The sequence below is a fragment of the Agrobacterium sp. RC10-4-1 genome, assembly GCF_014138475.1.
Taxonomy (GTDB): Bacteria; Pseudomonadota; Alphaproteobacteria; order Rhizobiales; family Rhizobiaceae; genus Agrobacterium; species Agrobacterium pusense.
The window spans coordinates 156,171-169,223 of sequence record NZ_JACJIT010000005.1 but is presented as its reverse complement, the minus strand read 5'-3'; the positions used below and the strand labels follow the sequence as shown (position 1 = coordinate 169,223).

Annotated in this window: 16 protein-coding genes and 1 pseudogene; 4 read left to right on the top strand and 13 right to left on the bottom strand. The window is 59.9% G+C overall.

All coding sequences use genetic code 11. The annotated features are described in order from the left end of the window. The first annotated feature begins 208 nt into the window (after nt 1–208). Together FHW77_RS15260 and FHW77_RS15255 are read left to right on the top strand one after the other, a co-directional pair. Nucleotides 209–997, top strand: a complete 789-nt coding sequence (locus FHW77_RS15260; RefSeq protein ID WP_004440947.1) for an ABC transporter ATP-binding protein — start codon at nt 209–211, stop codon at nt 995–997. After that, entirely contained in the window at nt 994–1,812 is an 819-nt protein-coding gene (locus FHW77_RS15255) for an ABC transporter permease (protein ID WP_004440949.1), read from the top strand. Before FHW77_RS15260 ends, FHW77_RS15255 begins: the two co-directional genes overlap by 4 nt. Nucleotides 1,813–1,996: 184 nt before the next feature. Here FHW77_RS15255 and FHW77_RS15250 read toward each other — a convergent pair whose 3' ends face one another. The 9 genes from FHW77_RS15250 to FHW77_RS15210 all read right to left on the bottom strand — a co-directional run bounded on the left by FHW77_RS15250 (nt 1,997) and on the right by FHW77_RS15210 (nt 7,925). Further along, nucleotides 1,997–2,683, bottom strand: coding sequence for a ZinT family metal-binding protein (locus FHW77_RS15250; RefSeq protein ID WP_182590598.1), 687 nt, complete (start codon nt 2,681–2,683; stop codon nt 1,997–1,999). 157 nt (nt 2,684–2,840) lie between these two features. Further along, complete coding sequence (locus FHW77_RS15245; RefSeq protein ID WP_004440955.1) at nt 2,841–3,662, bottom strand: mechanosensitive ion channel family protein; 822 nt, start codon at nt 3,660–3,662, stop codon at nt 2,841–2,843. Between the two features lie 75 nt (nt 3,663–3,737). Further along, nucleotides 3,738–4,256, bottom strand: a complete 519-nt coding sequence (locus FHW77_RS15240) for a tyrosine phosphatase family protein (RefSeq protein WP_004440958.1) — start codon at nt 4,254–4,256, stop codon at nt 3,738–3,740. After that, nucleotides 4,253–4,876: a YfbR-like 5'-deoxynucleotidase gene (locus FHW77_RS15235; RefSeq protein ID WP_004440959.1), complete on the bottom strand. Its 624-nt coding sequence runs from the start codon at nt 4,874–4,876 to the stop codon at nt 4,253–4,255. Before FHW77_RS15235 ends, FHW77_RS15240 begins: the two co-directional genes overlap by 4 nt. A gap of 2 nt (nt 4,877–4,878) precedes the next feature. Continuing rightward, complete coding sequence (ygfZ, locus tag FHW77_RS15230) at nt 4,879–5,727, bottom strand: CAF17-like 4Fe-4S cluster assembly/insertion protein YgfZ (protein WP_004440961.1); 849 nt, start codon at nt 5,725–5,727, stop codon at nt 4,879–4,881. A 119-nt stretch (nt 5,728–5,846) separates the two neighbouring features. Further along, complete coding sequence (locus tag FHW77_RS15225; RefSeq protein WP_004440964.1) at nt 5,847–6,614, bottom strand: hypothetical protein; 768 nt, start codon at nt 6,612–6,614, stop codon at nt 5,847–5,849. Between the two features lie 14 nt (nt 6,615–6,628). Further along, a complete protein-coding gene (locus FHW77_RS15220) occupies nt 6,629–6,886 on the bottom strand; it encodes a hypothetical protein (protein ID WP_003501987.1) in 258 nt (85 codons plus the stop codon). A gap of 105 nt (nt 6,887–6,991) precedes the next feature. Continuing rightward, nucleotides 6,992–7,426, bottom strand: coding sequence for a TIGR02301 family protein (locus FHW77_RS15215; RefSeq protein ID WP_034495832.1), 435 nt, complete (start codon nt 7,424–7,426; stop codon nt 6,992–6,994). Between the two features lie 82 nt (nt 7,427–7,508). Then, a complete protein-coding gene (locus tag FHW77_RS15210; protein WP_004440976.1) occupies nt 7,509–7,925 on the bottom strand; it encodes an NUDIX hydrolase in 417 nt (138 codons plus the stop codon). A 108-nt stretch (nt 7,926–8,033) separates the two neighbouring features. Between FHW77_RS15210 and FHW77_RS15205 the strand changes: the two genes are divergently transcribed. Together FHW77_RS15205 and FHW77_RS15200 are read left to right on the top strand one after the other, a co-directional pair. Further along, entirely contained in the window at nt 8,034–8,357 is a 324-nt protein-coding gene (locus FHW77_RS15205; protein ID WP_004440978.1) for a YnfA family protein, read from the top strand. 10 nt (nt 8,358–8,367) lie between these two features. Continuing rightward, the gene (locus tag FHW77_RS15200; RefSeq protein ID WP_004440981.1) at nt 8,368–9,129 is read left to right on the top strand and encodes an SOS response-associated peptidase; all 762 of its coding nucleotides are present in this window, start codon (nt 8,368–8,370) and stop codon (nt 9,127–9,129) included. A 219-nt stretch (nt 9,130–9,348) separates the two neighbouring features. Here the strand turns inward: FHW77_RS15200 and FHW77_RS15195 are convergent. The 4 genes and pseudogenes from FHW77_RS15195 to FHW77_RS15185 form a co-directional block, all read right to left on the bottom strand. Beyond that, nucleotides 9,349–10,640 (bottom strand): annotated as a pseudogene (locus FHW77_RS15195) (GGDEF domain-containing response regulator). Nucleotides 10,641–11,026: 386 nt separating this feature from the next. Beyond that, the gene (locus FHW77_RS26750; RefSeq protein ID WP_004440985.1) at nt 11,027–11,158 is read right to left on the bottom strand and encodes a hypothetical protein; all 132 of its coding nucleotides are present in this window, start codon (nt 11,156–11,158) and stop codon (nt 11,027–11,029) included. Between the two features lie 169 nt (nt 11,159–11,327). Next, the gene (gene pssA / locus FHW77_RS15190) at nt 11,328–12,197 is read right to left on the bottom strand and encodes a CDP-diacylglycerol--serine O-phosphatidyltransferase (RefSeq protein WP_004440987.1); all 870 of its coding nucleotides are present in this window, start codon (nt 12,195–12,197) and stop codon (nt 11,328–11,330) included. A gap of 24 nt (nt 12,198–12,221) precedes the next feature. After that, on the bottom strand, nt 12,222–12,983 hold the full coding sequence (locus FHW77_RS15185; RefSeq protein ID WP_153775372.1) for a phosphatidylserine decarboxylase: 762 nt from the start codon (nt 12,981–12,983) through the stop codon (nt 12,222–12,224). Nucleotides 12,984–13,053 lie beyond the last annotated feature (70 nt).

Below are 13,053 nucleotides of genomic sequence, written 5' to 3'. Positions count from 1 at the left end.
GGGGAGAAGTCCGCGGTAGCGGGATGAGGGAGCAAGCTCTCGGTCTACCGCTGACGTTTCCCCCCTCATCCGACCCTTCGGGCCACCTTCTCCCCCCTCGGGGAGAAGAAACAAGCGGCAACGCCGGGTATGGCCGGCAGCCTAGGGAATTGCGGCGGGAGTAACGAAGGCCATAAGCGCCCGTTCCAGCCTGAAAATGGGGATCGCGATGTCACATCTCGTGGAAATAGATAATGTCGACATGCGCTACGGCGGGTCGGCCGGCACGCTGGCCGTCTCCGGCTTGAACCTGACGGTCGACAAGGGTGAATTCGCGGCCGTGGTCGGCCCGTCTGGCTGCGGTAAGTCGACCCTGATGAAACTGGTGACGGGGCTGCATATTCCGCAGAAGGGCAATGTCATCGTCGCCGGACGGCAGGTCACGGAGCCGGTTTCCATTGTCGGCATGGCGTTTCAGAACCCGACGATGCTGCCCTGGCGCACGACGCTCGAAAATATCCTGCTGCCACTGGAGATCGTCGAAAAACATCGCCGTCGCCTGCGCGCCCACAAGGCGGAATATGTTGCGAAAGCCGAGCGCCTTCTGGAAATCGTCGGCCTGAAAGGTTTTGGCTCGAAGTATCCGTGGCAGCTTTCCGGCGGCATGCAGCAGCGCGCCAATCTTTGCCGTGCGCTGATTCACGAACCGGAACTGCTGATGCTGGACGAACCTTTCGGTGCGCTCGATGCTTTCACCCGCGAGGAATTGTGGTGCGTCATACGCGACCTGCACGCCGCGCAGCGCGTCACTATCATCCTGGTGACCCACGATCTGCGCGAGGCGACATTTCTGGCCGACAAGATTTTCGTGATGAGTGCGAGGCCGGGCCGGGTGCTCGCCGAACACCGCGTGCCATTTGCACGCCCGCGCCAGCTCGACATCATGTATGACAAGGGTTTTAACGACATGGTGCAGGAACTGCATGGCGAAATCGCGCAGGCGAGGGTGGCGGCATGAGCGCGATCGTGGAAAGCACCGTGGCGGCCGAACCGCCGAAGCCGCTGATCGCCCGCGTCAACTGGGTGAAAGCCGCTCCCTGGCTTTATACGCTGGCGCTCTTCGTGGTGTGGGAACTGCTCGTCCATGCGCTGAAAATGCCGCCCACGATCCTGCCATCCCCGGTAAGGGTGGGCCAGGCCATCATGCAATATTGGTCGCCGATCTGGAAAAACTCGCTGCAGACGCTTTATACGACGACACTGGGCTTTGCCCTTGCCGTGGTCGCCGGTCTTGCTATTGGCCTGTTCATTGGCTGGTCGAAAACCATCTATGCCGGGCTTTATCCGCTGATGATCGGTTTCAACGCCATCCCCAAGGTGGCGCTGGTGCCCATCCTCGTCATCTGGTTCGGCATCGGCACGGTTCCCGCCGTTCTGACCGCCTTTTTGATCTCCTTCTTCCCGATCGTCGTTAATGTGGCGACCGGGCTTGCCACCATTGAGCCGGAAACCGAAGACGTGCTGCGGGCACTCGGTGCCAAGAAGATGGACATCATGTTGAAGGTCGGTATTCCGCGGTCCATGCCCTATTTCTTCGGCTCGCTCAAAATCGCCATCACGCTCGCCTTCGTCGGCTCGGTCGTCTCGGAAACCGTCGCCTCCAATTATGGCCTCGGCAACATGATGAGTTCGGCGCAGAGCCAGTTCAATGTGCCGCTGGTCTTTGCCGGCCTGCTGATGCTCGCGGTGGAAGGCATCGCCATGTATGCCATCATGGCCTGGCTCGAAAAGCGCATGACGGGCTGGGCGCATCGCTCCACCATGGGGCAGTGAGTCTTTCTTTTCCCCGCCGGGGAGACGGTGGCCCGAAGGGCCAGATCAGGGGGCGAAGGCAGAGATATGCGGAGAGCTTGCCCCCTCAACCCGCTGCCGCGACCTTCTCCCCGGCGGGGAGAAGGCGAAAGACTTGCTTGCTCGGCATTCCTCACGCTCCGGAAAGCCGCGAGCCTGCTATAGCTCAATGCGCCGCCATTTCCTTGACGATATCGGCGCCGTCCATCAGGAACGGATAATACGTTGGCCAATTGGTCACTTCGTCCAGCAATGCCTTGCGGTCGTTGCCCCAATAGAGATGGTAATGGCCCGCCTTGACCGGGGCGATGGAGTGATCGCTGAACTGGATGAATTGCGGTGCGGCCTCATCGCCGCCGGTTTTCTTGAAGATGTAGCGGACCCCACGATTGCCCTTCTTGTAGGTCAGGATTTCGTGGCCGTCGCTGACATAGGTGCCTTCAGCGGGTTTGCCATCTTCATAAAACGCCACGCTGTCGCTCTTGATGACGATACGGTTCACGTCGGTCTTGTAGCCGACCTCGTAATAGGCGCGGTATTCGGCGGCCGTCTTGTCGCCATGAGCCGCCTTTTCCGCCATGACGGGATCGAGCGAGCCGTTCAGCAGGTAGGGATAAACGGATTGCCAGTCGCCTTCCCAATCGGAAAGTGTGCGTGGTTTCACCTGGGCATCCTCGAAATAACCCTTGTAGATCTGCTTTTCAGCTTCGGTCATCTGATGGCCGTGATCGTGCCCGTGCTCATGGCTGTGGGCTGCGGATTTGTCGCCACCGGCAGCCATTGCCGTGGTCGCCGCCAACAGCATGGAACCAAGTGCGACAGCGCCGGTGAGGCGGGTGATTGTCTTCTGCATTGTTTCGGCTCTCTCCTAAGACAAGTTACGTAATAACATTACGTATGAAGCTATAGAGATCGCATCAGCCGGATGCAAGTGCGCTACAGGGCGAGGCAGCGAAAAAGCGCGACGGCTCTTGCAGCCATCGCGCTTGCAGCAAAATGGGGGTGACGTCTCAGGCCGGCTGTGCGCTCACTTCCGCCTTACGCTCGTCGAACGCGAGTTTCATCGCTTTCGTCACATCGCGGGTCGTCGCGAAATAGCTGTCGCTACGCACCCAGTAACGCAACTTGACGGTGGCGCTGTCGGCGCTCACAGAATCGACAAAGGTGACAGGGGCTGGGTCAAGCAGCACCCGGCTTTCCGAGCGTACGACATTCATCAGCATGTCCTGCGCAGCGGCGAGATTCTCATCGTTTTTCACCGTCAGGCTCAATTCGTGACGGCGAGAAGGAAAGCGGCTGAAATTGGTGATCGGCACGTTCCAGAGCGTCGAGTTGGGCGCCAGACGGTAAAGGCCGTCGCTGGTCTTCAGCTCGGTCGCAAACAGCCCGATCTCGATGATCGTCCCGCTGACGCTGCTGGTTTCGATATATTCCCCGACCCGGAAGGGACGCAGCACCAGCAGCATGATGCCGGCGGCAATGTTCTGCAGCGTTCCCTGCAGCGCGAGGCCAATGGCAAGACCGGCGGCGCCGAGGGCCGCCAGAATGGAGGCCGTCTGCACCCCGAATTGGCCCAGCACCATCACGATGACGAGAATGAGGACGACATAACGAATGGCGCCCGCGAAGAATCCGGCGAGCGTCGCATCGAAGCCGCGAATGCGCGACAGGCCCTGAAAGGCCCAGCGTTGAAGAAAGGCAGCGGCCAGCCAGCCGACGATTAACAGCAGAAGTGCACCGATCACCGAAAAGGAATATTGCACCGCCAGTGCGCTCGCCTGTCTTACGGCCGCTTGCGATGCGACAATGATATCCGTTGCCTGTTGTTCCATGAATCGTCCCGTGATTTTATTTGCGTTCAGGGTTGGTAACGACTGCGTTCCGAAGGGGTTCCGCCAAAAGGGTTGTCAACTGCGAAGTGGCAGCACGAAAGGCACATTGCCATCTGTGTCCGCGCCCCTGCCAATCGCCTTGATAGCCGCCTCCAGACGACCCTTCCGGCCGAGCAGCCGGTCGCCGATGGCGATGATGCGGGCATTCGGAGTGGCATAGGGCGAGGCGGCGCGCAGACGCAGCGCAAGTTCAGTCTCATCCTGATCAGGGTAAAGACTGAGCGCGGCGATGACGGCAGCCGCAGGCGAGCGCGAAACGCCCATCCAGCAATGGATAAGCAACGGGGCCGTCTGATCCCATTCATGCGCGAACTCGATGAGCTTCAGCACATGCGCATCGTCAGGGGCGATAAGATTGCCGGTGCCCTTGAAGGAGATGTCGTTCATCGCAAGCGTCAGATGCCGTTCGGCGGCAATGACCGCGGGGCGGTGAAATGTCTGCTCCCTGGCGATCAATGTCACCATTTCCCGGGCCTTGTGCTTCACGGCCATTTCCGCGATCCGTCCGAGCGGTGAAACCACGATGGCCGTCATTTGGCACCCCCGGGGTTCGTCCCGCGCATGGCCTCGATGGCCTCAAAACGCTGGATGAACAGCTTTTGCGCTTCCGTGGAGGGAAGCGGCGTGATGTCGAACATGTCGCGGGTAATACCGCGTGGCAGGCCGAAAAATTTTTGCGCCTCGGCCGTGGAAAAACCGGCAAGCTCCGTCGCCTCGAAAAAGGCGGCGACCGTGTCGGCCTTCTTGATGCGGTCCTTCAACTCGCGCGATGCATGCGGCGGCAGGCCGAAGCGCAGATGCACGGCGGCCTCAAGCCGCTTTTCTACAGTCTTGTAACCGCCGCCGACCACGGATTTGAACGGAGAGATCATGTCGCCGATCACATATTCCGGCGCATCGTGCAGAAGCGCCATCTGCATTTCATCGGCGGTCGCGGCCGTGCACATGCGGCAGAAGATCGTCTCGACGATGAGGCAGTGCTGAGCGACTGAAAAGGCGTGGTCGCCACGCGTCTGGCCGTTCCAGCGGGCAACGCGGGCAAGCCCATGGGCAATATCGGCGATTTCCACGTCGAGCGGCGAAGGGTCGAGCAGATCGAGCCGCCGTCCGGACAGCATGCGCTGCCAGGCGCGCGGGCCTTTGACGGAGGCCACCTCTATTCCTCCGCCTGTGCCGCCGGATCGGCCGCCGGGAAGGAAAGACCGCTCCAGGCGGGCAGGGCAACGGCGACGGGAACAGTTTCCGCGAGAAGCGGCGTGCCGGACGCGAGCGCCGCGGCAATGCGGTCGATGCGCGCGATGGCGAGTGCCTTGTTGCCGCAGACGGTGCCGAGCGTACCGACGGATTTGCCCTGTGCGGTAATGTCCACGCCGCTGCCGGGGAGGGCGTCCTGCGCTGAAACAAGGACAACACGCCGCCTTGCCGTACCGCGATGTTTCATGCGCGATACAACTTCCTGGCCGACAAAGCAGCCCTTCTTGAATGACACCCCGTCGTTCACATCCATCAGCACGTCATGCGGAAAAGCATCCTGCAGCGCATAGTCGCGGCCAGCTTCGGCAATGCCGTATTCGACACGCAGCACATCATAGACGGCTGCGTCGCCAGCGGCAGTTGCGCCCGGAATGCGGAATAGATCGAGACCCGCCTTGGCGAAACGGCCGTCCCTTAACGCAGGCTGAGGTGCCTGTTCCTCCCAGAAAACGCTCACACCTTCGGCGGCTTCCGCTTTCAGATCGACGGGAGCGCGCAGCTTGTACATCGTCAGGCGGCGCAACAGCGCTTCCTGTTCGGAAGCGGTGATCTCGATGAGATAGTCCGTTCCGTCGCGCGCGATGAGGAAATCGAACAGGATCTTGCCCTGAGGGGTCAGAAGGGCGCAGGCGCGGGCTTCCCCTTCAGGCAGATGCTCCACATCGGTGGTAATGAGATTGTTCAGAAACTCCTCGGCGCCGGTGCCGGAAACCCGGATCAGGCGGCGGTCGGCAAGAAAAGCGGAAGGCATGGCGTCACCGTTCGGTTCGTCGAGACTATGCGTCTGGGCAACAGCACATGTACCGGTGCCGGACGCTCATTCCGCACAGTTAGGATTTTTGCAAAAGAACGGCAAGCGCCGGGATAGGATCAATCGCCGGCGGTAAAGAACTTCCACTTGCCATCAGGCGAGATGCCGATGCGATAGAAGCTGTAATTGCCGTATTCCTGCATATCCGCAAGGTCGCCGGCAGTGATGATGCGCAGCAGTTCCACTTTTTCCGGCGGTGTCAGCGTATTGAGCGGCTTTCCGGCGAAATAGGGGAAAACATAGGCTTCGTCCGGCGTGCCGGCATCAATATGGGCGTAACCGGTCGACAGGAGGTCGATGATGATCGCCAGCACTTCCAGCCCGTCGGTATCTCCTGAATAGCTTTTCAGTGCTGCGATCGGGTCTTCGCCGTCATTGCCGTCGATACGGAACTCTTTCTGGCCGGCAGCGATGAATGGCCGCAACTTTTCAATATCGCCCGTCGCTGCCGCGTCGATGATCTGTTGGCGCAGCTTGCGTACGGCTTCCGGTGCCTTGGAAATATCGTGTTCGATGACCACTGACATTTCGGGGGTATTGTCCGGCTTGGACGATTGCTGGTTCGTCTGCGCGGCAGATCGGTCGACCAGAGGGTCGGGCAGGGGAATGCCTTCCGAATCGCCCTCGATTTCGTCCGGCTCGGCGGGCGCGGTCTGCTCAGGCTGTTCGCCCTTCTGAGCCTGTGGCTCGCCTTCGTTGTTCTGGGCCGGCTTCAGCTCGGAAAGCGCAAAGGCTTGGCCCGGCAGGCCAATCGACCCGGCGGTCAGAGCGAGCACGATGGATAGCAGGGCGGAAGAGCGCAAAAGCCCCTTGCTCAGGCAAGACATGATAGACCCCGGCTTTACTGTATCACCCGCTGCGGAGAAAATTCGCCTTGAAGCATGCGCTGACGCAGCGATTCCAGCATTGCTTCCGCGCCAGCCTCGCCGTGGATCCGGATGGTTTCGCGCATGGCCAGAGCGATTGCAGCATCGGCGATGATCTCCGGCTCGATGCCGTCGGCCATGCCGTCAGCCCATGCCTCGTTCTGGTGTTCCAGAGCGACCTGCATCTTTTCATGCACGATCATATCGTCGATTTCGTTACGGCTTGTCTGCATTTTTCATCCTCGACAGGGCGGGCAAGTCCTTACCACCCTGTTAACAACACTAGCAGCCTTTTATCAAAACGGCACGGGCTGCGGCGAAAAGAGGTTAATAATCCTCTAATTTCCGAACCTGGACGCGATTTCCTGAGCGAGTGTTGCCCCTTCGTTACGGTAGTTCTCTTCTGCCATGATGGCGGCGCGTGTGCAACTGGTGTGAATGGCCGCAAAGGAGCGGTATCCACGGTTGAATGCAGCCGTCATGCGCTGACGTCGTTCAGGTTCGTTGGCCGTGTCCGCAGCCAGAAGGTCGCCCATCGATTTGCGCCAGTCCTCCGGTCCGGAAGAAGGGCACAGCGTTCTCAGATATTGCACCGCACCCAATATTTCCGACAGCCGTGCCAGCTTGTCGTCATAGGGCGCGGGTTTGGGAGGTGCCGTGTCCGCAGGACGTGCCTCGGATGCTGCCTTGGAAGGCTGCGCGTAAACGGCGCCGTTTTGCCCGGTCGGCAGCATGGTCAGGAAAAGAGACAGGAAAATGGTTGGTCGTATCAAAATTTTATTCTGCCCCACACATACTCGTGAACATCCGGCGGGCGGACGGGTCTAGATAATCGCGATTCTGCCCTGCTGGCAATCATGCTAGCAGCCGCTCGGCGCATTCCACCACGCTTTCCGGGGCCGGCATTCGGCGGATTTCCGCAAGCGTGTACCAGCCTGCGTCCGCTGCGTCATCGCCGACGGTCACAAGCGGATCGGCATCCGTTTCCACGGTGAAGACGGAGAGCAAAAAATGGCTCGTCAGGGTCCCATTTGCATCGTGCGAGGGAAGATCGTAGGTCGCGAAAAGTTGCGGATCGCGTGCGACAATGCCGGTTTCCTCGTGCAGTTCACGTAGCGCCGTCTCGGCCGGCGTTTCGCCTTCCTCGGCCCGGCCGCCGGGAAAGGCGAACATGTCCTTCGACGGGGGATTGATGCGGCGCACGAGCAAAAGCCGGTCGCCATTTCTGACGATGGTGGAGGAGGCGAGGCGGGGCTTGATACGAACGGTCATGTAAGGTTTCGCGTGTCTCGGTCGGACGGTCTGGAAAAATCGATTCCGGTTTCTGCGCCGATGTTATAGTCCAGAATCGGTTCGATTGTGCAGGCAGAAGACGGTGGAATGAAGATCTATCTTATCTATGCGTTGGCGGCTCTTGCCGAAATTGCCGGCTGTTTTTCCTTCTGGGCCTGGCTGAAACTTGGCAGAACGGCGTGGATATTGTTGCCGGGCATGTTGTCGCTGGCCGCTTTTGCCTGGCTCCTGACGGTGGTGCCAGCGGAGGCCGCAGGCAGGGCGTATGCCGCTTATGGCGGCATCTATATCGCCGCTTCCCTTTTGTGGCTCTGGGGGGTCGAGGGCCACGCGCCGGACAAATGGGATATCGCCGGCGGTGCCGTTTGTCTCGCAGGGGCCACCATCATCCTGTTCGGGCCGCGGGGTTGAGGAGAAACATATGTGCGGACGTTTCGTCCTGAAAGCGACGCCGGAAGAGATTGCCGATTATCTTGACCTGATCGGGCTAGAGGATTTCCCCGCCCGCTTCAATATCGCGCCCACGCAGCCGATATTGATTGTCATGGAGGGTGAACGGCAGGAGCGCGGCAGCAACCTGCCCAATCGCCGGGCAGTGCTGGTTCGGTGGGGTTTCCTGCCCGGATGGGTCAAGGACCCGAAGGATTTTCCGCTGCTCATCAACGCGCGTTCGGAAACGGCAATCGGCAAGGCCTCCTTCCGCGCCGCCATGCGCCATCGCCGTGTGCTCGTGCCTGCGACCGGCTTTTATGAATGGCGACGTCCGCCGAAGGAAGAGGGCGGCAAACCCCAGCCCTATTTCATTCGCCCGAAGAAAGGCGGCATCGTCGCCTTCGCCGGTCTCATGGAGACATGGTCTTCGGCCGATGGTTCGGAGGTCGATACCGGCGTTATCCTCACCACGGCCGCCAATGCCGCCATCGGGCGCATTCACGACCGCGTGCCCGTTGTCATCGCGCCTGAGGATTTCAGCCGTTGGCTCGATTGCAAGACCCAGGAACCACGCGAGGTCGCCGATCTGATGCGGCCGGTTCAGGATGATTTCTTTGAGATGATTCCCGTCTCGGACAAGGTCAACAAGGTCGCCAATGTCGGCGCCGATCTCATCGAGCCAGTGCCGGAAAGCGTGCCGCTGGCAAAGATCAAACCGGCGAAGGACGAGGGGCAGATGTCGCTGTTTTGACGTCTTTGCGCAGCGTGTGAGGCTGGTTATCTAAGCTCTGACATTGCCGCCAATTCTTCTCCCCGAGGGGGAGAAGGTGGCCGAAGGGTCGGATGAGGGGGCTACGGCAGAGATATACGGTGGGCTTGCCCCTCATCCCGCTGCCACGGGCTTCTCCCCGGCGGGGAGAAGAAACAAGCCTCATCCGCTGGCTCCCCATGCCTCAGTTCCGGAAGAAACTCAGCCGTTCCGCCCGATCTTCTGCAAACCTTCCTGGATCATGATATCGGAATAGACGCGGTTGCGGCCGTTCGCCTTGGCGAGATAGAGCAGCTGATCGGCGGCATTCAACTGGTTGTCGAAGGGCTCGCCCTTCTCGATCTCTACGACGCCGAGCGAGATCGTCAGTGCGAGGCTGCTGCCGCTCAATTGTCGGCCGCTTTTTTCCACATGGGCGCGCAATTCTTCGCAGAACGCATAGGCGGCGTGGGCATCCAGGCCACGCAGGAAGACCGCGAATTCCTCGCCGCCCAGACGGGCGGGGATATGGCGGTGCGCGTCGCACTTGTCGTGCAGAAGCTCCGCCAGCTTTTTTAGAGCCCGGTCGCCCGCATCGTGCCCCAGCGTGTCGTTGATCTTCTTGAAGTGATCGATGTCGAGGATGGCGACGGCGCCATTTTCGTCATTGTCATTGATAACGTCCATGAGCGCACGGGTGCGCTCGAAAAAGGAGCGGCGGTTTGGCAAGCCTGTCAGATGATCGCGCTCGGCCAGTTCGCGCAGGCGCTTGAGCTGTTTCAGCGTTTCTATGTTGTTGTCGATACGGCACTGCAACTCTTCCGGCACGAAGGGGCGATAGACGAAATCCGACGCGCCCGCCTTCAGGAAGCTTGCTGAAAGCAGCCGGTCCGTGGAGGATGATATGCCGATCACGCGCAGATCCTCCGAGGAGCGGCTGTCGCGAATGCGGCGCGTAAGTTCGTAACCGTCCATATCGGGCATGTGATAATCGGTGATGACGAGCTGGATGGACGGGTCCTGCGCCAGGATTTCCAGCGCGCGATTGCCCGAATGCGCCTCGCTGACCTTGAAGTTCTGCCGTTCCAGAATTTCCACGAGGCCGGAGCGCGCGGTCCGCGCATCATCACCACCAGAACGGAAAACTGTCTGTTGGTCAGAATCCTGTCGACAGTTTTGACCACCGCGTCGACGGTGCGGTGACCGTCCTTGACGATATAGTCGATGATCTTCTTCTCGGCATAACGCTTGCGGGCCTCCTCATCCACTGTCGCGGTGAAGACGATGGCGGGCACTTTGCGTTCGGAGAGCAGCGCCAGAATTTCACCCTTCGGAGCGTCGGGAAGATTGAGACCCGTCAGCGCCAGCGTGAAATCATGAGCGCGCAGCAGGGTATCGGCCGCGGCCATGCTGTCGCAGTGGATCACCTCGGCCTGCGTCTCTTCCGAAAGGCGCGTCTTCAGCAGCATGGACAGAGCAACGGAATCTTCAATCAGAAGGATTTTATCCTGCATGCCGCCCAAGCCCCCCATGGCCGTCTTCATGATGTCTCCACGAAACTTCATTCTTTCGCCACCGCACGTCACGGTATTGAAAATCTTGGTAACCGCAGAGGAATGAATCTCTAAAGTAGAAAATTTGTAATTTCTCAGTAATTGATGCGAGACTGTCCGTACAGTCGTCTCGTGGAAGTCGAATACTTTAGCATGGTTTTGTTGCAGTCACGTTACACTATAACGGATCGGCTCCATGGTCCTGGCCGGAATGGCGCATGACGGTAGCAAAAGAAAACGGCGCCATTCATAGCGCCGTGTTGTGCTCGGTTATCCCGGATTGACCGTCTTCGGTCAGCTGACCTATCAGGCGCCGACCTGTCCGATTTAAGAAAAATCGTTTATTTTCAAGCGGTTTTGGCTGCGGGCTTGCGCTTCAACATCAGCGCTGCGGCCGCGACGGCCTTCAGTCCGAGCGGGCGGTAGTGGCTTTTGAGGTCCGGCTTTGCCTGCGGCTGTGCCTTCGTCTCGTTCGTCATTTTCTCTCTCCACAATTCACGCCAAACGCCGTTGCGATGCGTGTGAGCCCCTTCTTTCGCGGCTAATCTTGACGGATTCGAGGCGGAAAACGCGAAGCCGGCCGTTCAGGGTGCGACATTTTGCGCCACGGCGCAGATAGGTGAAGCAAGAAAAATGATACCTGCGGTTTTAAATGCTGCGATCGAGGCCATTGCCGCCATTTCCGTCGTCATGCGCGTCCTCTTCGATCGTAAGCGTACCGTAGCGGCGGTGCCAGAGCCGCGCGCTGATGGGAATGAAGACGAGATAGGCGGCAACGGTGAGAACCAGCACCTCCCAGGTGAAGCTCATCAGCATGGCCACATAGAGAACGACGACGAGGATCATCGGCAGCACGAGATCGCGGCGGATACGGCTTGTGCCTGATTTTCCCGACCAGACCGGGAGGCGGCTGATAAGGAGATAACCGATCAGCACGGTATAGGCGGCAGCGACATAAGCGAATGGCTTGTCCGGCTCGACGCCGAGGAAGCCGAGATAGACCGGCAGCAGCACCAGCATGGCACCCATCGGGGCAGGGACGCCGACAAAAAACTCGTTCTGCCATGGCGCCTTGACCGGCCGTTCGATCATCACGTTGAAGCGCGCCAGGCGCAGACCCGCGGCGATGACATAGATGAGGGCGGCGATCCAGCCGATCGACCGCGCCTGATCGAGAAGATAGGCATAGACCACCAGCGCGGGCGCGACACCGAAATTGACGATATCGGCCAGACTATCCATCTGTTCGCCGAATTTGGACGTCGCTTTCATCATGCGGGCGATGCGCCCGTCTATGCCGTCGAGGAAGGCCGCGAGCAGCACCATGCCAACGGCGAGTTCGAAACGCCCTTCGATGGCCAGCCGCACGCCGCTGAGGCCGGCGCAGATGGCCAGAACGGTGATGAGATTGGGAACAAGCAGGCGAAAGGGAATTTCTCTCAGGCGCGGCCCGCGGCCGCTATCCTTTCTGCCCTCATGTTTTCCGTTCTGCGGCGGTTCGGCGATCGGCGTTTCCATGGCGCATGTCTTTCCTGATCGTCATCAGCCGCGGCGGCTGAGGAGCGGACCCTTGGCGGAACCGAACTCTGCCAGCACGGTCTCGCCGGCGATTGCCGTCTGACCCACGGATACACGCGGCTGGAAGCCTTCCGGGAGGAAGATGTCAAGGCGCGAGCCGAAGCGGATAAGGCCGAAACGCTCGCCGGCATCGACGGGCTCGTTTGGCTTGACCCAGCAGACGATGCGCCGAGCGACCATGCCGGCGATCTGCACCACGCCGACCTTGCCATGCGACGTTTCGATGACGAGGCCGTTGCGCTCATTGTCCTCGGAAGCCTTGTCCACCTCGGCATTGAGAAACAGGCCGGGACGGTAGGCAACATTGACGATGCGGCCGCGGACCGGCGAACGGTTCACGTGGCAGTTGAAGACGTTCATGAACACCGAGATACGCACCATCGGCTCCTTGCCCAGCTCCAGTTCCAGCGGCGGGATGACGGTCTGTACGGCGGAAACCCTGCCATCGGCGGGGCTGATGATCAGGTCGTCATCCTGCGGCGTCACGCGCTCGGGATCGCGGAAGAAATAGGCGCACCAGGCCGTCAGCACCAGGCCGACCCAGAACAGCGGTTCGGCGATCCAGCCGAGCACCAGCGATGCCACGAAGAAAGCGGCTACGAAGACATAACCTTCCTTGTGGATCGGTACGATGGTGTTGCGAATGGTGTCGAACAGATTCATATGGTTCCTTGCTCCGGTTTTGTCTGTCGCGTCTATATGTGGTCGTGATACGACATGATCCATACGGACGTGCGACAAATTTTGCCTAGCTGGTTACAGCCAAACGGACCGCCCGGCAATGGTCCCCTTGCCA

What these genes read in the sequence shown, in the direction of transcription:
- pssA (WP_004440987.1), bottom strand. Translation starts at nt 12,197, where the DNA reads ATGGAAACGCCGATCGCCGAACCGCCGCAGAACGGAAAACATGAGGGC.
- FHW77_RS15260 (WP_004440947.1), top strand. Translation starts at nt 209, where the DNA reads ATGTCACATCTCGTGGAAATAGATAATGTCGACATGCGCTACGGCGGG.
- FHW77_RS15240 (WP_004440958.1), bottom strand. Translation starts at nt 4,256, where the DNA reads ATGACGGCCATCGTGGTTTCACCGCTCGGACGGATCGCGGAAATGGCC.
- FHW77_RS15225 (WP_004440964.1), bottom strand. Translation starts at nt 6,614, where the DNA reads ATGTCTTGCCTGAGCAAGGGGCTTTTGCGCTCTTCCGCCCTGCTATCC.
- FHW77_RS15200 (WP_004440981.1), top strand. Translation starts at nt 8,368, where the DNA reads ATGTGCGGACGTTTCGTCCTGAAAGCGACGCCGGAAGAGATTGCCGAT.
- FHW77_RS15250 (WP_182590598.1), bottom strand. Translation starts at nt 2,683, where the DNA reads ATGCAGAAGACAATCACCCGCCTCACCGGCGCTGTCGCACTTGGTTCC.
- FHW77_RS15220 (WP_003501987.1), bottom strand. Translation starts at nt 6,886, where the DNA reads ATGCAGACAAGCCGTAACGAAATCGACGATATGATCGTGCATGAAAAG.
- FHW77_RS15245 (WP_004440955.1), bottom strand. Translation starts at nt 3,662, where the DNA reads ATGGAACAACAGGCAACGGATATCATTGTCGCATCGCAAGCGGCCGTA.
- FHW77_RS15210 (WP_004440976.1), bottom strand. Translation starts at nt 7,925, where the DNA reads ATGACCGTTCGTATCAAGCCCCGCCTCGCCTCCTCCACCATCGTCAGA.
- ygfZ (WP_004440961.1), bottom strand. Translation starts at nt 5,727, where the DNA reads ATGCCTTCCGCTTTTCTTGCCGACCGCCGCCTGATCCGGGTTTCCGGC.
- FHW77_RS15185 (WP_153775372.1), bottom strand. Translation starts at nt 12,983, where the DNA reads ATGGATCATGTCGTATCACGACCACATATAGACGCGACAGACAAAACC.
- FHW77_RS15255 (WP_004440949.1), top strand. Translation starts at nt 994, where the DNA reads ATGAGCGCGATCGTGGAAAGCACCGTGGCGGCCGAACCGCCGAAGCCG.
- FHW77_RS15205 (WP_004440978.1), top strand. Translation starts at nt 8,034, where the DNA reads ATGAAGATCTATCTTATCTATGCGTTGGCGGCTCTTGCCGAAATTGCC.
- FHW77_RS26750 (WP_004440985.1), bottom strand. Translation starts at nt 11,158, where the DNA reads ATGACGAACGAGACGAAGGCACAGCCGCAGGCAAAGCCGGACCTCAAA.